This window comes from Novosphingobium sp. Gsoil 351, assembly GCF_009707465.1.
In the GTDB taxonomy this organism is placed as follows: Bacteria; Pseudomonadota; Alphaproteobacteria; order Sphingomonadales; family Sphingomonadaceae; genus Novosphingobium.
On the sequence record NZ_CP046120.1, the window covers coordinates 2,636,255 to 2,650,906 of the forward strand.

Annotated in this window: 16 protein-coding genes and 1 pseudogene; 6 read left to right on the top strand and 11 right to left on the bottom strand. The window is 67.1% G+C overall.

Annotated features, from left to right (window positions below; all coding sequences use genetic code 11):
* Positions 1-32 precede the first annotated feature (32 nt).
* The 3 genes and pseudogenes from GKE62_RS12755 (at position 33) to GKE62_RS12765 (ending at position 2,415) form a co-directional block, all read left to right on the top strand.
* Positions 33-858, top strand: a pseudogene (locus tag GKE62_RS12755) (ABC transporter ATP-binding protein).
* 19 nt (positions 859-877) lie between these two features.
* Complete coding sequence (locus tag GKE62_RS12760; protein ID WP_154692562.1) at positions 878-1,816, top strand: MlaD family protein; 939 nt, start codon at positions 878-880, stop codon at positions 1,814-1,816.
* Positions 1,817-1,830: 14 nt separating this feature from the next.
* Positions 1,831-2,415 (top strand): ABC-type transport auxiliary lipoprotein family protein, encoded by a 585-nt coding sequence (locus GKE62_RS12765; protein WP_154692563.1) that lies wholly within the window; start codon positions 1,831-1,833, stop codon positions 2,413-2,415.
* A gap of 52 nt (positions 2,416-2,467) precedes the next feature.
* On the opposite strand, the gene GKE62_RS12770 is transcribed toward GKE62_RS12765, so the two are convergent.
* The 6 genes from GKE62_RS12770 to crcB all read right to left on the bottom strand — a co-directional run bounded on the left by GKE62_RS12770 (position 2,468) and on the right by crcB (position 6,019).
* Positions 2,468-2,761: a plasmid stabilization protein gene (locus tag GKE62_RS12770; protein ID WP_154692564.1), complete on the bottom strand. Its 294-nt coding sequence runs from the start codon at positions 2,759-2,761 to the stop codon at positions 2,468-2,470.
* 70 nt (positions 2,762-2,831) lie between these two features.
* Positions 2,832-3,527 carry an ATP12 family chaperone protein gene (locus GKE62_RS12775; RefSeq protein WP_154692565.1) on the bottom strand — a complete coding sequence of 232 codons (696 nt, stop codon included), beginning with the start codon at positions 3,525-3,527 and terminating at the stop codon, positions 2,832-2,834.
* The gene (locus GKE62_RS12780) at positions 3,524-3,715 is read right to left on the bottom strand and encodes a hypothetical protein (RefSeq protein WP_154693717.1); all 192 of its coding nucleotides are present in this window, start codon (positions 3,713-3,715) and stop codon (positions 3,524-3,526) included. The genes GKE62_RS12775 and GKE62_RS12780 overlap by 4 nt, the downstream gene beginning before the upstream one ends.
* A 32-nt stretch (positions 3,716-3,747) precedes the next feature.
* On the bottom strand, positions 3,748-4,404 hold the full coding sequence (locus GKE62_RS12785) for an HAD-IA family hydrolase (protein ID WP_154692566.1): 657 nt from the start codon (positions 4,402-4,404) through the stop codon (positions 3,748-3,750).
* Positions 4,404-5,603 (bottom strand): RluA family pseudouridine synthase, encoded by a 1,200-nt coding sequence (locus GKE62_RS12790; RefSeq protein WP_154692567.1) that lies wholly within the window; start codon positions 5,601-5,603, stop codon positions 4,404-4,406. Before GKE62_RS12790 ends, GKE62_RS12785 begins: the two co-directional genes overlap by 1 nt.
* Positions 5,600-6,019, bottom strand: a complete 420-nt coding sequence (gene crcB / locus GKE62_RS12795) for a fluoride efflux transporter CrcB (protein ID WP_154692568.1) — start codon at positions 6,017-6,019, stop codon at positions 5,600-5,602. Before crcB ends, GKE62_RS12790 begins: the two co-directional genes overlap by 4 nt.
* Positions 6,020-6,188: 169 nt before the next feature.
* Here crcB and tatA point away from each other — a divergent pair, with 169 nt between their 5' ends.
* The 3 genes from tatA to tatC are packed head-to-tail and all read left to right on the top strand — an operon-like array spanning position 6,189 to position 7,662.
* Positions 6,189-6,455, top strand: a complete 267-nt coding sequence (tatA, locus tag GKE62_RS12800; RefSeq protein WP_154692569.1) for a twin-arginine translocase TatA/TatE family subunit — start codon at positions 6,189-6,191, stop codon at positions 6,453-6,455.
* A gap of 17 nt (positions 6,456-6,472) precedes the next feature.
* Entirely contained in the window at positions 6,473-6,838 is a 366-nt protein-coding gene (gene tatB, locus GKE62_RS12805) for a Sec-independent protein translocase protein TatB (protein ID WP_154692570.1), read from the top strand.
* Positions 6,835-7,662, top strand: a complete 828-nt coding sequence (gene tatC / locus GKE62_RS12810) for a twin-arginine translocase subunit TatC (RefSeq protein WP_154692571.1) — start codon at positions 6,835-6,837, stop codon at positions 7,660-7,662. Before tatB ends, tatC begins: the two co-directional genes overlap by 4 nt.
* Here the strand turns inward: tatC and GKE62_RS12815 are convergent, their stop codons facing one another.
* The 5 genes from GKE62_RS12815 to GKE62_RS12835 form a co-directional block, all read right to left on the bottom strand.
* Complete coding sequence (locus GKE62_RS12815) at positions 7,663-9,498, bottom strand: serine/threonine-protein kinase (RefSeq protein WP_195908379.1); 1,836 nt, start codon at positions 9,496-9,498, stop codon at positions 7,663-7,665.
* Positions 9,499-9,616: 118 nt separating this feature from the next.
* Positions 9,617-10,375 (bottom strand): PP2C family serine/threonine-protein phosphatase, encoded by a 759-nt coding sequence (locus tag GKE62_RS12820; protein WP_230206682.1) that lies wholly within the window; start codon positions 10,373-10,375, stop codon positions 9,617-9,619.
* A gap of 100 nt (positions 10,376-10,475) precedes the next feature.
* On the bottom strand, positions 10,476-12,392 hold the full coding sequence (gene tssM / locus GKE62_RS12825; protein ID WP_154692573.1) for a type VI secretion system membrane subunit TssM: 1,917 nt from the start codon (positions 12,390-12,392) through the stop codon (positions 10,476-10,478).
* Positions 12,389-13,297, bottom strand: coding sequence for a type IVB secretion system protein IcmH/DotU (icmH, locus tag GKE62_RS12830; RefSeq protein WP_195908380.1), 909 nt, complete (start codon positions 13,295-13,297; stop codon positions 12,389-12,391). The genes tssM and icmH overlap by 4 nt, the downstream gene beginning before the upstream one ends.
* A 511-nt stretch (positions 13,298-13,808) precedes the next feature.
* Positions 13,809-14,624, bottom strand: coding sequence for a CPBP family intramembrane glutamic endopeptidase (locus GKE62_RS12835; protein WP_154692575.1), 816 nt, complete (start codon positions 14,622-14,624; stop codon positions 13,809-13,811).
* Positions 14,625-14,652: the final 28 nt, after the last annotated feature.

Consider the following 14,652-nt stretch of genomic DNA (forward strand, 5'->3'; position numbering starts at 1 on the left):
TCAATCTCGACGAGTTCACCGGCGAATACCCGATCCGCGTCCATGGGTTGAAGAACGCATTCGGCGATCAGGTGGTCCACGAAGGCCTGGACCTCGACGTGCGCAAGGGCGAGATCCTCGGCGTGGTCGGCGGCTCGGGTACCGGCAAGTCGGTGCTGATGCGCTCGATCATCGGTCTGCAAATCCCCTGCCGAGGGTGACATCGAGGTGCTCGGGCGCTCGATCACCGGGGCGCAGGAAGACGACGACATCGACATCCGCAGCCGCTGGGGCGTACTGTTCCAGGGCGGGGCGCTGTTCTCGACGCTGACCGTGGCCGAGAACGTCGAAGTTCCGCTCAAGGAGTTCTTCCCCGAGATCAGCCCCGAACTGATGCACGAGATCGCGCGCTACAAGGTGGTGCTGTCGGGGCTGCCCGAGGAGGCGACCAGCAAGTATCCCGCCGAGCTTTCCGGCGGCATGAGGAAGCGCGCCGGGCTGGCCCGCGCGCTGGCGCTCGATCCCGAACTGCTGTTCCTCGACGAGCCGACCGCCGGGCTCGATCCGATCGGCGCGGCGGCATTCGACAGCCTGATCGTCGAGCTCAAGCAGGCACTCGAACTGACCGTGTTCCTGATCACCCACGATCTCGATACCCTCTACGAAATCTGCGACCGGATAGCGGTTCTGGCCGATGGCAAGGTGATCGCGGTGGGGACGATCCCCGAACTGCTCGCCACCGATCACCCGTGGATCCAGGAATACTTCAACGGTCCGCGCGGACGCGCCGCGAAGGACACCAAGGACCGCCTCGATGCGGGCCGCGCGCCGATTTCCACGGCAAAAGCCGTGGACTCGACGGCGCGGGCCGAGGCATAAGAACGCCAGGGGCAAGATCATGGAAACGCGCGCAAATCATCTCTGGGTGGGAGCCGTCAGCCTGATGCTGCTGGCCGCGCTGGCGGCCGGAATCATCTGGCTCGCGCGGCTCAACAACGGCGATCAGAAGGAATACGACATCTTCTTCAAGCAGTCGGTCGACGGGCTGGCGCGCGGCTCGCAGGTGGCGTTCTCGGGGGTGCCCGCGGGGCAGATCAAGACCATCGAGTTGTGGGAGAAGGACCCGGAATTCGTCCGCGTGCGGATCACTGTCGATGAGAAGATCCCGATCCTGCTCGGCACCGTGGCGACGATCCAGGGCAGCTTCACCGGGGTCTCGGCGATCCAGCTCGATGGCGCGGTGCGCGGCGCTCCGCCGATCACCGAGCCCGGCCCCGAAGGCGTGCCCGTGATCCCGACCAAGCAGGGCGGGATCAACGCGATCCTCAACAACGCGCCGCTGCTGCTAGAACGCCTGGCCACGCTGACCGAGCGGCTGACGCTGCTGCTGTCGGACAAGAACCAGGAATCGATCCAGGGCATTCTCGCCAACACCGAACGCTTGTCGGGCAACCTCGCCGACAGTTCGCCCAAGGTCGACCGGGTGATGAGCGAGCTGCAACTGACCCTGCGCCAGGCCAACGAGACGCTGGCGAGCTTCGAGGCGGCGGGGGATTCGCTCAACAAGACGCTCGACAACAACGGCGACCGGCTCGCCGATCAGCTACGCTCCACGCTCAAATCGGCGCAGGGCGCGGCGGACGAGCTCAAGGCGACTTTGGGCGACGCGCGCCCCGCAGCCAAGCAATTGACCGAGCAGACCCTGCCCGCCGCGGAGGCTGCGATGCGCGATCTGCGCGCGACCAGCCGCTCGTTGCGCGAGGTCACCGATCGGCTCAATGATCAAGGCGCGGGTGGGGTGATCTCCGGACCCAAACTGCCCGACTACAAGAAGTGAGAAGGATGCGTCACATGAGGGCCGGAACGATCGCGCGCATCGCGCCGCTTGCTGCGCTGGCGTTGCTTGGCGGCTGCATCAGCTTCGGCGCCAAGGCCCCGCCGACGCTGTTCGACCTGACCGCCGAGAACCCCGCCCCCGCCGGCGCCGGCCAGAGCGGTTCGCTTTCCAGCGCGCTGGTGGTCGAGGTGCCCGAAGCTCCGCTCGCGCTCGCCGTCACCCGCGTGCCGGTGCAGATCGACGCCTCGAACCTCGCCTACGTCAAGAACGCCGGGTGGGTCGAACGCCCGGCGCGGCTGATGCAGCGGCTGCTGGCCGAAACGATCCGCGCCAAGGGGAGCCGCCTGGTGCTGGAAAGCGAGCCGGGAACGGGGGCCAGCGAGGTGCTGTCCGGACGACTGCTGGCGATGGGCTTCGACGCCCAGACCAATATGGCGGTGGTGCGCCTCGACGCGATGCGCAGCAGCAAAGGCGGCCTGGTACAGGTCCGCCGCTTCGAAGCCACCCAGGGCGCCTCGGCCAAGCCCGAAGCGCTCGGCCCCGCGCTCAACCGCGCCGCCAACGACGTCGCGCGGCAAGTGGCGGAGTGGGTGGGTTAGGACCCTTTGGCACCAACGAAACGATCTTTGAAAGGCGCGGTAGACTTGAAAGTCAGCCGCGCGCGTTCTTGCGCCGCGTCGCCCAGCCTTTCCTTGCCGCCGCCGAACGATCCTCGGCCGATCGCGACGAACTCGCGGCTCCGCCCTTGCGTGCCGGGGCTTTGTTCTCGGCCTTGCCGCGACCCGAACCGGATTTTTTGCCGCCACCGCTCATCGCGTTGACCGTCGCCCAGGCGCGGCCTTCGGCCTCTTTCACTGAGACGCCGCGGTCCTCATAGCCTTGCTCAATGTGTTCGGCCTGGCGTTTCTGCTTGTCGGTATAGGCGTCCTTGTCGCCACGGGGCATCTGCGTTCTCCTCGCGTTGCGTTCCCGTCCGTTTGCGTAAGTGCTTGAGAGGCAGCGAGGTTCCTGTGAATCAGGGGCGCGCCAGCACCGCGAACCGCGCCGCTTGCACAAACGTTGCCAGCTTGCGCGCGCGGGTCTCTTCAGCCTGATAATCCCAACCCCACTGTTCGGCCTGCCAGTCTTCCTCGAGGTTGCTGGCGGTGAACAGCGTTTCCGCATCCGCGCCGGGTTCAAGCGCGGCGAGACCAATTACGAGCGAGGCGGCGAGGCTGGAGAGCGTTTGCAACGCAGCGAGCGTGAACGGGTCCAGCGCTTCGAGGCGAGCCTGCAAAGTGTTCAGTGTCGCTGCCGGTTGGGGCCGGTGAAGGATACCCACAACCCGCTCGAACCGCACGCGATGTGCGGCTTCGGCGGCGTTGAGCAGCGGTTCCCAGATTGCCCGTTGGCGCGCGGCGAGGGGCTCGTCGGGCTCGGCGCGGTAACACAGCGTCTCTCCCTGGGCGTAGGCGAGGATGCGGCGGATCGCATCGCCGGGTTCCGCCGATACGATGTCGATCGCATAGTCGGCCATGTCGCGCAGGCCGAACCCGGCGGGGCTTACCTCGTCCGGCTGGACGCGCCATTCGTCGGCCAGGGCCTCGCCTAGCGCGCGCGTGGGTACGACTTGCGCTCTCCCTTGCGCGGTCTTCACCATTCGACCGTCGAGTGCGACCTGCCAGCCCGTGTCGGCGGGTTCGACGGAAACTTCGCGCCAGAACCGCCTCACGCGTCGGGCGTCCGCCAGCGACGCGCCATCAGTCTGGTCACCACGAACACGTCGATGAAGCCGATTCCCGCGAGGACATAGCCGAGCCAGCGCGGCAGGTCGGCAAAGGGCGAAAATCTGCCTGCGGTCTGGAGCAGGCCGACGAGGACGAACGCCACACCCATAGCGCGGGCCGCTTGAATCGCCATCCAGCGGCCGGCGGCGGGGTCGCGTCGCTCGGTCAAGGCGCCATTTCCAACAGATCGAACAACGTCGCGGCATCGGGAGCGACCGCATGTGCCCCCGCTGCGTCGAGTTCTGCGGGCTGATGATAGCCCCACGCGACGCCTATCGCCCGTGCCCCGGCGGCGCGAGCCATCGCGATGTCGTAGGCGGTGTCGCCGATCATCGTGGTTTCGGCGGCGGTCGCCCCGATCGAATCCATCGCTGCCTGGAGCATTGCCGGGTGCGGCTTCGAGGGATGCCGGTCGGCGGTTTGCAGGGTCACGAAATGCCCCGCGATGCCATGCGTGGCGAGGCAGTGGGCGAGGCCGCGGTCCGACTTGCCGGTCGCCACACCGAGCAGCCAGCCCGCCGCGCTCAGCCGTTCGAGCAGCGCGGCGATGCCCTCGAACAGCGGCTCGTCGAGCACGCCCGCCGTGCGCCGCGCCCGATAGGCATCGCGATAGTGCGCGGCCAGACCCTCGTGCACGGCCGGATCGCCCAGGGGCAGCAGCTTGCGCATCGCTTCGGGCAGCGACAGCCCGACCATGCGCCGGGTGAGGTGGCGGTCTGGCGCGGCCAGGCCTTGCGCGGCGAACGCGGCATCCATCGCTTCGCAGACGTCGGCCTGGCCGTCGACCAGCGTCCCGTCGCAATCGAACACGGCGAGGCGCATCAGCGCTTGGGGGCCTTGGGCGCGGGCTTGAAGGATTTGGGCTTGGCCGACACCTTCTTCGGCGATGCGGGCTTGCGCGAGGCGGGACCGTCGCGACGGCCGCGCTTGGTCAGAGCTTCACCGCGGCGCTCTTTGCGCAAGTCCTTGGCGTGCGCTTTCGCGGCCTGCTTCTTGGCCACCGCGGCAGTCGGCTTGGGCGGGGCGGGGGGTGCCACGTCGCCGTCGGCCTCGGTGAAGCCGAGCTGCTCGAGGCTCGTCGCGAAGTGCTCGGGCAAGGGCGCGGTGACGTCAATCGTGTCGCCTTGGGGGTGGTCGATCACCAACCGCCGCGCGTGCAGGTGCATCTTGCGGCTGACGCTGCCGGTGAGGAAAGCGAGCTGCCCGCCGTACTTGCCGTCGCCGACGATGGGATGGCCGATCGCCGCCATGTGCACGCGCAACTGGTGTGTGCGGCCGGTCAGCGGCTGCAGCTCGACCCACGCGGCGCGGTTGCCCGCGCGGTCGATTACGCGGTACTTGGTCTTGGCCGGCTGGCCGTTCTCGACATCGACGTGCATCTTCTCGCCGCCGCTGCCCGGCTGCTTGGCCAATGCAGCCTCGATCAGCCCCTCGCGCTCTTCGGGTACGCCGACCACCAGCGCCCAGTAAGTCTTCTTCGCCGAGCGGCCCGAAAAGCGCTTCGAAAAGAACGCCGCGCTGCCGGGAGTGCGCGCGATCAGGAGCACGCCCGAGGTGTCCTTGTCGAGCCGGTGGACCAGCCGCGGGCGGGGCTGGTCCTCGCCGGCAAAAGCGTCGAGCAGGCGATCGACGTGATCGAAGGTGCCGCTGCCGCCTTGCGTCGCGAGGCCCGGCGGCTTGTTGAGGACGATCGCTGCGCGGTCCTGGACGATCACCATCGCTTCGGCTCGCGCGACCTGCCCGGCGTCGAGCGGCTCGCGCATCCGCGTCTTCTTGGTCGAGGGCATTGCGGTGCCGGGAGGGACGCGCAGCACTTGGCCCGCGCTGACCCGGTCGGCGGGATCGGCGCGCTTGCCGTCGACCCGGATCTGCCCGGTGCGCGCCCAGCGGCTGATCGTGGCGAAGCCGATTTCGGGAAGGTTGCGCTTGAACCACCGGTCGAGGCGAACCTGGTCGTCGTCCGGAGCGACAGTGAACTGTCGTACCGAGTCCCGCTCACCTTCAGCTTGTTGGAGGGTCATGCGGCCAGCCGCATGACGATCAGGCCGATGTACAGCGCGGTCAGGCCGGCCAGCAGCGAGATCGCGGCATAGACGAACGCGGTGCTCGCCTGGCCGCGCTCGATCAGCAGCGCCATCTCCAGGCTGAAAGCGCTGAAAGTGGTGAAGCCGCCAAGCACGCCGACCCCGATCAGCAACCGCCAGGTCTCGCCCGCTCCTTGTGCGTCTGGGCCATGCCGCGCCAACCAGCCCGCGAGCAGTCCCATCGCGAGGCTGCCCGACACATTAACCACCAGCGTCGCCCACGGAAACGTCGCTACCGCCGCCGGGCCGAGCACGCCGGTCAGCATCCGTCCCGTCTGATAGCGCAAAACGGCGCCCGCACCGCCGCCTAATGCGACGAGGCCGGTGGCGGCAAGGGGGGAGGGCGTCGTCATTTCGAGCGCCTTAGCCGGGTCTTGCCCCCGCTCCAAGCTTCGCCGCTCCCCCGCGTGGCCACGGCCCGCAAACTGCCCGTATGCCTCGACCAAAGCTTGCAATCAGGTTGCGCGTGACTGGCCAAGTGTTCCACCCGGGTCTATATGCGCTGCAAAGGAGTACGTTTCGATGGGCGGTCTTTCGCTTCCTCACCTGCTTATCCTCGCGCTGGTCGTTCTGGTGCTGTTCGGGCGCGGTCGCATCTCGGAGATGATGGGCGATTTCGGGAAGGGCATCAAAAGCTTCAAGGCCGGGATGAACGAGGAGACCGATCGTCCCGTGGTCGCGCCGCCCGCGCAGATACCGCCGCCGCCTGCCCCGCAGCCGACCGCGACGCTGAACGGCGAGAGCGTAGTCAATCCCGGCGGCGATCCCAGCACTCCGCCGCGCAACTGACCGCCTGAGCCGCCGCCATGTTCGACATCGGCGCGTCCGAGTTGCTGCTGACTGTGATCGTCGCGATCGTGGTCATCGGTCCCAAGGACCTGCCACTGGCCTTGCGCACCGCGGGGCGCTGGATCGGCAAGATCCGCCGCGTCTCCAACCATTTCCGCACCGGAATCGAGACTATGATCCGCGAGGCGGAGCTTGAGGAGATGGAGCAGAAGTGGCGCGAGCAGAACGCCAAGATCATGGCCGAGACGCCGGCGGCAGAGCCTGAAACCGCGTCGCCCACCGAAGGCCCGTTGGCCATTCCTGCGCCCGAGTCGAGCCCCGAAGCTGCGCCCGAACCGGCCTCGGCCGAGGCCGCCGGCGCGCCATCCAAGCTTTCCTCATGAACATGTTTCGCGTCACCGACATCGACGAATCGCAGGCGCCGCTGCTCGATCACCTGATTGAACTGCGCACCCGCCTGTTGCGCAGCGTCCTCGCGCTCGGCGTCGCGTTCGCTATCTGCCTCTATTTCGCCGACGATATCTTCGCGATCCTGGTCCGCCCGCTGACCGAGGCATTCCCCGCAGGGCAGGGCAGGCTCATCTACACCAAGCTCTACGAGGCGTTCTTCGTCGAGCTCAAGGTCGCGCTGTTCGCGGCGTTCTTCGTAAGCTTCCCGATCATCGCCAACCAGTTATGGGCGTTCCTCGCGCCGGGACTCTATGCAAGGGAGAAGCGCGCCTTTCTGCCGTTTCTGATCGCGACTCCGGTGCTATTCACGATGGGCGCGTCGCTCGCCTATTTCATCGTCATGCCGACCGCGTTCAAATGGTTCCTGGGGTTCCAAGGCAACAAGGGAGGGATTCAGCTCGAAGCGCTGCCTGGAACGGGTGACTACCTCGGGCTGGTGATGCAGTTCATCCTGGCGTTCGGAATCAGCTTCCTGCTGCCTGTGCTGCTGCTTTTGCTCAACCGCGCCGGGATCGTCAGCCGCGACCAACTGACCAAGGCGCGGCGCTATGTGATCGTGGCGATCTTTGCGGTCGCCGCGGTGGCGACCCCACCCGACGTGGTCTCGCAACTGATGCTGGCGATTCCGCTGCTGTTCCTGTTCGAAGGCTCGCTGATCGTCATGCGCCTGACCGAGAAGAGCGAAGCCAAACGCAAGGCCCAAGAGGAGGCCGACGCCGCCAAGACTGTCGCCGTCTCCAGCGACCCGGCTGCTTGATCACCCCGGCTTTTCGTCGACCGTCCGGTACCAGATCATCTCAGACTTCCAGCCTTGCGCCTTGGCGGTCGAGAGGAAGCGGTTGACCCATGACGGGCTGACTTCGCCCGGCCCTTTTTCGAGCAGCGTCGGGTCGAACGGGCCCTTGCCCTTGAGCAGGAGGATTCCCGACCAGCCCTTGTGATCTGTGGTCAGCTTGAAGCTGGTCACCCCGGGGCGCGGGGTGGTGGTGACGAACTGGCCGAGCTCGCTCTTGCTTTTGATCAGCGGGGTGATCGCGCCGGTCTCCTCCATCCCGAACAAGGCGAAATCGTCGGCGAAGTTGTTGGTGTCGATCTCGATCTCGGGATCGGCGGCGAGCGTGCCGGCCTGGTTGGCCATCTCGTACTGGCGCTTGGTGGTGTTGAGCCGCGCGCCTTCGTAGTCGCGGACCTGACGGAACGCGTCGATCGGGCTGCAATCGGTCGGCGCGATCGTCTTGACGTCGGAGAAATCGATGTCGCCCGCCTTCAGCCCGGCCTTCTCGAGCACGAAGCCGACGTCGGCCTTGGCCTTGTCGGGCTTGCCCGAAACCCCGCGCAGCGCGACGTCGACGGTGGCGTCGCGAGCCTGAACGCTACCCACGTCGAGCCAACTGCAAGGCACGTCACGTAGGCCTGTGGCGAGCGCGGTCTGCGCCGCGCCCTGCGGATCGCTCGGTCCGCGGCCGAATAGGAAGTAACCCCCGGCAGCCAGCGCCAGCAATACCGCTGCACCGCCGCCTACGAGCAGGCCGGTGTTGCTCTTCTTCGGGGCCTCAAAACCAGGCTGGAACTGGACACGGGTCGCCTGATCGAAAGCGGCACCCCCACCGCCTTGCGCGGCGACCTCCGCGAGAACCGCGTCCATCGAGCGCAACCGGTCGGCGGGATCGGGGACGAGCATCTTGGCCAGGATCGGGCGCAGCTGCTCGGGCGCCTCCGAAAGATCGGGCACGTCCTTGCGCTTGTCGAAGGCGTCGGCGAGGCTTCCGCCCATGTCGACGTCCTTCTTGCGCGCCACCGCCAACATCACCAGCGCGAGGCTGTAGACGTCCGACCAAGCGCCGACCGAGCGGCCGTATGAGCCCAACTGTTCGGGCGCGACGTAGTTGAGCTTGCCCGCGAACCCGTCGCCGACGATCGTCTTGGCCCCGGCATCGAGATCCTTGGCGATGCCAAAGTCGATAATCTTGGCGTCCTTGAGCCTTCCGCCTTCGAGCAACACGTTGTCGGGCGAAATGTCGCGGTGGACCGCGTCGAGCTCGTGCGCCGCGCCGAGCGCGGCGGCCAGCCGCTTGAGCAGGGTGAGTTGATCCTCGGGAGTGGTATCGAGCGTCTTGAGCACGTCCGAAAGGTTCACCCCATCGACAAACTCGGTAACGATGTAGGTCACGCCCAACTGCGGCTCGCGCCCCAGCATGCGATACTGGACCAGGCCCGGGTGGCGCAGCCTTGTGAGGGTCTTGGCCTCCTTCGAGAACATCGCCTGGACCAGTGGATCGGCGGCGAGATGCGGCAGCATCACCTTGATCGCAACGCGATCGTCCTCGGCGTTGACGTTCACGCCTTCGAACACCTCGCCCATCCCACCGCGAGCGATGAATCTGCGGACCTCGTAGGTGTGGTTGAGCACGTCGCCGATCTGGATCCGTCGCGCCTGCTGGGGCGAGGGCATCGCCTGCGCCGCCGACATCGCGGTGCCCGACGGCGTCGACGACGTCTCGGGCGCAGGCGCGGTGGCGACTGGCTCGACCGGGGGCGGAGCCGGGCTCGCTTCCGCATCGGCGGGTGCCGCGGCCGGCGCCGCATCGGGCATATCAGCCGGCGCAATAAAGCGGGTGCGATCGTCTTGGCCGGGCGTGGTCTCGCCGCCGGGTGAGAAGATCGTCGCCTCGTCACCGCCTTGGGTGGGGGGGTATCCTTGTTGTCGTCGCTCATCGGGCGCTCCCCTCACCGGCGAGGACCAGCATCGTCGGCTCGCTGGCATAGACCAGCACCACGGTGACGTTGTCGGGCGCGCCGCGCTCGAGGCTGGCCTCGATCAGGTTTTGCGCCCCCGCACTGCCGTGCTCCGCCAAGATCGCGGCGATCTCGACTTCATCGACCACACCGTGAAGCCCGTCGCTGCACAGCAGGAACAAATCACCCTTTACCACGTGGTCGCGGATCGCATCGACCTGGAGTTCCGCCTGCACGCCCACGGCGCGCGCGAGAACATGACGCATCGGGTGGTCGGCGGCCTCCTCGGGTGTCAGCATTCCGCGATCCATCAGATCCTGGACCTGGCTGTGATCGCGGGTGAGCTGGATCAACTGGCCGTCGCGGAAAAGATAGGCGCGGCTATCGCCCGCCCACATCACCGCGAATTCGCCATCGCGCACCACCAGCGCGACCACGGTCGAACCCATCATCTTGCCCGCCTCGCGGCTGGTGGCGAAAATCCGCTCGTTGGCGGCGTGGATCGCATCGCCAAGTGCATCGCACGCCGGTTCGAGGCCTTCGGGTATCGTTGCCGCTCGCGCCGCCTCGACGATAGCCTGGCTGGCGAAGCGGCCATTGTCGTGCCCGCCCATCCCGTCGGCGACCAGCCATACCTGCTGTTGCGGCAGGCTGGCGTGGCAATCCTCGTTTTCCGCCCGGGCGAGGCCTGTGTCGGTCAGCGACACGTCCTCGATCCGCAATTGTGACGTCATTCGGTGCGCCCCCCAGGGTCTGTCTTAGCCGGCAACTTCGAGCATGCGTTCGACCACTCCTTCGGGGAACCGGCCGGTCATTTCAATCCTTGTGCCATCTTCAGCCTCGATCGCCCAGACCGATTGCGTGGGCGGCGGGTCGGCGGCTTTGTCGGCGACGATCGAGCCGAGCGCCAGCGCCAGCTGATCGGCATCCCAGCCTTGGCCGAATGTGGTGAAGACCAATTCCGAGCGCGGCGAGCGCAACCTCGCGCGCCGTTTCCGCGCCAGAGGCCGGGGCGGCGACAAGGATGGGAAAACGCCGCCCGACCTTGTCGACCGACAGGCAAAGCGCGCCCCCGCTCCACGCCCCCGCCCCATCGACATCGACGAAATACCACGGGGGCGCCTGGACATAACGCGCGTCGAAATCGGTGAAACGGCTTCGCCCTCGGGCCACTTCGGCCGAAAGCCAATCGTCCATCAGCACGTGCGTGGCGTGATCGATCCCGCGAGAGATGAAATCGCCGTGCGCGGGAATCTTGCCGAATAGCCAGGCTCCCGCGGGTCGAAGCGTTTCACCCAGCGTTTCCGCCGTCTCGTCGCGCCGCGGCCCGGAAGCGGACGAGAACATCTTCATCCGGGGGCGCTTGCGCCTGGGGGCGCCACCGTCTGCATGGCCACCTGCGGCACGGGCGCGGCGCTCTTCGACGACAAGTAGTTCATCACGATCAGCCCGAGCAGGACCACCGTCACCACGCCGATCCCGATCAGCGAGGTAATCAACTGCTTGCGCTGAGCCCTCACGCGCCGCGCGTCCGGTCTGAACTAGTCCCGCCTCGCGGAACACCACTTCGCGAAGCAGGCGGTTGAGGAAATAGGTCTTGCCCGATTCGCTGGTGGTTTGCGGCTTGGAATAGATTTCCGCCACGCCCGACAGCAGCCGGTCGAGCGGCGCGCCTTCCTGGACCCCGCTTGTGAAGTAGAATCCCCGCAACGATCCGACGGGCTCGCCCGGTCCGAAGGCGGCGCCGACGAATCGCGCGAGCCGCGAGCGCAGCGAGGCGAGCTGGGCGGGATAGCCCAGGATCAGGCTGCGGCGGGTGGCATCGCCCTCTTCGCTCAGCCGCTTGGCCTGGCGCGCACCCTGGGCTGAGACGAAGCGGTCGAATGCCGCGACGATCTCGTTCTGGTCATAGGCCGCGTCGGGGTCCTTCAGCGTCACCCCCAACACCGCGCGGCGCCCCTGCGCATCGAGATCGTCGTAGAACTCGATGAACCCGGCGAGCAGATCGACCTTCGTCAGCAGCATGTAGATCGGCACGTTGAGGTCGAGCACGCGCCGCAGTTCGCTCAGGCGGCGGCGGACGTTGGCGGCGTGGCGATCGACTCCAGCGAGATCGGCCTTGAGTAGTTCATCCACTCCCAACGCGATGATCACCCCGTTGATCGGCTGTTTGGGCCGGTTGGCGCGGAGCTGGCCGAGCAGGCTGGCCCAGCCCTGCGAATCGGCGGATGCATCGGAATCCTGGCTGGTATAGCGCCCTGCGGTATCGACGATCGCGGCCTCATCGGCGAACCAGAAGTCGAGGTTGCGGGTGCCGCCGATGCCCTTGAGCGACTGGTCGGAAAACGGGAAGCGCAGCCCCGAGTTGAGCAGCGCGGTGGTCTTGCCCGATCCCGGCGGGCCGATGATCACATACCAGGGACGGCTGTAGAGATAGTCGCGCTGGCCACCCGAGGCCGCCTTGAACTGGCCTATCGCCTCGGCCATCCGCTTTTGGACGACAGCATCCTCGGCCGCGCCCGAGGCGGTAGCGAGCTGGTTGGCGATGGTATCGTTGGCTTTTTTGGCCTTCATCCGGCGCAGGAGCGCAACCGTCGCCCACGCGCCCAGGACGATCCCCACGAGCGCCGCGCGGATCGCAACCGCGCCCAGCGCGGGCAGCAGGATCGGGAACCCGAACCAGATCAGGATCGCGACGGCGAAAGCGAGGAGTCCCGTGACTGCGGTCCAGTTGTTGAGGAAGCCCTTCACGCCCCGCCTCCCATCACGCGCAGCAGCGCATAGACCGCCAGCACCAGCACCAGCGCCCCGGCTGCGGCCAGCGCTATCACCGGCCCGCTCCCCACTTTACCCAGCGGGGCGTCGAACCCGACCCATTGCGGCGAGACGAAACGCTGCGAGAGCGCCTTGATGTGATCGATCCCGGCATAAATCCGCCCGGTTAGATCGTTCAACTGCGCCCGCCCATTGTCGGCGGTGCGGAACTTGCCCTGGTATCCCGCCGCGATGCAGGCGTGGGCCAGCTCGATGATGTCGGCGTTGTCCTCGGGTTCCTTCAGCGCGGTCTCGATCTCCTTCCAGATCGTCTCCTCGTCGCGGCTGGCGCCGTATTCGGCGGAAAGCGACGGGCCAGTCCATGGCATCGCGCCATCGAGATTGGGCAGGTTGGTGGCGATGTCGTCGATCGTTGCGGCGAGTAGGGCGCGCGCCGTCCGTCTGGTTTCGTCGGGATAGAGCGGGGTGATCGCGCGGTCGTAGGCGAGTAGGGCGTCGCTGGCGGCGCGTTGGAAATCGGGCATCGCGATGCGGGCGCGGCCCGAGCGGACGCTCGCCGCCAAGGCCAGGACCGGCCCCGCCTCTGTCGCCAGCGGTGCGCGCAGCTCGCGCGGGGTCGCGGGTACGGGAAAGCCTTCGTCGCTCAGCCGCGGCCCGGTCGGGCGGGGCGGCGGCGGGGCGGCGGCAGGGGGAGGTGGCGTGAAGTTCGGTGCGGGTTGGGCCGGCTCTGCCTGGCGCGCGGCCGCTTCGGGCGTCGGCGCGACAGGCGGCGGGGCGGCGGGTGCCGCGGGCTGAAATTGAGTTTGAAGCCCGGCCAGCGGCGACGGCCGGAATACCGTCCGGTTGCCGCCAGCAGAGGGGTCGTCTTCGCCGCCGCTCATTCGCGTTCCTTTCGTCACCCCGCCTCCTTGCGGAGGCTTTTCGACCCGGCAGCCCGGCATCTGACGTGCCGGTTGTCATGGACGAGGCAAGCCCGAACGGCGCATTGACGGCACCGGCGGGCGGCGCAGCGCAGCTTCGTTCCGGACATGGCGACAGGACACCCCTGTCATCCCCCGCGCAATGCGTTTAAGCACAGCTTCCGCCAATCCGAAAGGCGCGTTATGGTGTCGCCGGCGTCCTTTTTGGAGCGCCTCGGGCAGGGGACCGCGACAGCCGATGGGGCCAAACGATTCGTTCGACCCGCGCACCTGGAAAACGGGCGATCCCGCTGCTGGCGGAGCGCCCGTAACCGCGCTGAGCCCCGCACCGCCAGTGCCCAAACCGCAACCCGATGCAGGACCGGCTTCGCGCAGGTGGCTGGGGCTGGCGCTGAGTGTGGCGATCCTTCTGGCCGGCGCCATGGCGGCCTACGTGACCCGCGGCGATGAACCGGCCCAGGCTCCAGTCGCGTCAGCGCGATGACGATTCCACGGAAGCCATTCGTCGGCTGAACGCTGGCAGCAGCGGGATGATCAAAGCGGCCAGAACCAAGGTCATCGCGATACTGGCGTTAAGTCCTTCGTCCGAGCCGCCCCACATCCTTAGTCCGGTCAGATCGAAGTTCGTCAACGCTCCAAGCTCGTCCACGCCGGGGTTGGGGTCCAGCCCGAACCCAATCGATTCGCTGGCATTCCAGGCGAAATGCGCGGCCATGGGCGCCACGATGCCGCCGCTGCGCTCCGCCAGCAGCCCGAACCACAGTCCCCCCAGCATGAGGTTGGCCAGACTGACCACATCCGCGGTCGCCCCGCCCGCCCACCAGTGAAACCCCGAGAAGGCTATGGCCGAAAGCAGGACGGCCAGCGACGAGCCGAGCATGTCCTGGACCGCCCCCAGCAACCAGCCCCGGAACAGAAACTCCTCGGCCGCCACACCGAGCAGAACGATCGCAGCGCTGAGGATCAGGTGATGCTCCGCCGTCGGTTCGATTGGCACCTGATGCAAGCTCGCGTTGAGCCAGGCATAAATCACACAGGTCGTCAGTCCGCCCGCTCCGATCGCCAGACCTAGAGCAAGCCACCCGAGCGGGCTTTCCCCGGCGCGCAGCACCTGGTGCCTCCCAAGAAGGCCGAGCAAAAGACTCAACAGGATCAACGGCGCGAACAAGATGAGATAGAACAACACGTTCGCGGCGATCATCGAATCGACCGTGATCCTTTCGCCAATCGCGTCACGGACCGGTTCGGCCACCGTGAACAGCGCCGCGCCGATGCCGAAGACGATCATCGCCCAATCGGCGATTGCGGATCGTGGC

Excerpts from the sequence above, each read along its gene's own strand:
- GKE62_RS12760 (WP_154692562.1), top strand. The coding sequence starts at position 878 with ATGGAAACGCGCGCAAATCATCTCTGGGTGGGAGCCGTCAGCCTGATG.
- GKE62_RS12765 (WP_154692563.1), top strand. The coding sequence starts at position 1,831 with ATGAGGGCCGGAACGATCGCGCGCATCGCGCCGCTTGCTGCGCTGGCG.
- GKE62_RS12770 (WP_154692564.1), bottom strand. The coding sequence starts at position 2,761 with ATGCCCCGTGGCGACAAGGACGCCTATACCGACAAGCAGAAACGCCAG.
- GKE62_RS12780 (WP_154693717.1), bottom strand. The coding sequence starts at position 3,715 with ATGGCGATTCAAGCGGCCCGCGCTATGGGTGTGGCGTTCGTCCTCGTC.
- GKE62_RS12785 (WP_154692566.1), bottom strand. The coding sequence starts at position 4,404 with ATGCGCCTCGCCGTGTTCGATTGCGACGGGACGCTGGTCGACGGCCAG.
- GKE62_RS12790 (WP_154692567.1), bottom strand. The coding sequence starts at position 5,603 with ATGACCCTCCAACAAGCTGAAGGTGAGCGGGACTCGGTACGACAGTTC.
- crcB (WP_154692568.1), bottom strand. The coding sequence starts at position 6,019 with ATGACGACGCCCTCCCCCCTTGCCGCCACCGGCCTCGTCGCATTAGGC.
- tatA (WP_154692569.1), top strand. The coding sequence starts at position 6,189 with ATGGGCGGTCTTTCGCTTCCTCACCTGCTTATCCTCGCGCTGGTCGTT.
- tatB (WP_154692570.1), top strand. The coding sequence starts at position 6,473 with ATGTTCGACATCGGCGCGTCCGAGTTGCTGCTGACTGTGATCGTCGCG.
- tatC (WP_154692571.1), top strand. The coding sequence starts at position 6,835 with ATGAACATGTTTCGCGTCACCGACATCGACGAATCGCAGGCGCCGCTG.
- GKE62_RS12815 (WP_195908379.1), bottom strand. The coding sequence starts at position 9,498 with ATGCCCGATGCGGCGCCGGCCGCGGCACCCGCCGATGCGGAAGCGAGC.
- GKE62_RS12820 (WP_230206682.1), bottom strand. The coding sequence starts at position 10,375 with ATGACGTCACAATTGCGGATCGAGGACGTGTCGCTGACCGACACAGGC.
- icmH (WP_195908380.1), bottom strand. The coding sequence starts at position 13,297 with ATGAGCGGCGGCGAAGACGACCCCTCTGCTGGCGGCAACCGGACGGTA.
- GKE62_RS12835 (WP_154692575.1), bottom strand. The coding sequence starts at position 14,624 with ATGATCGTCTTCGGCATCGGCGCGGCGCTGTTCACGGTGGCCGAACCG.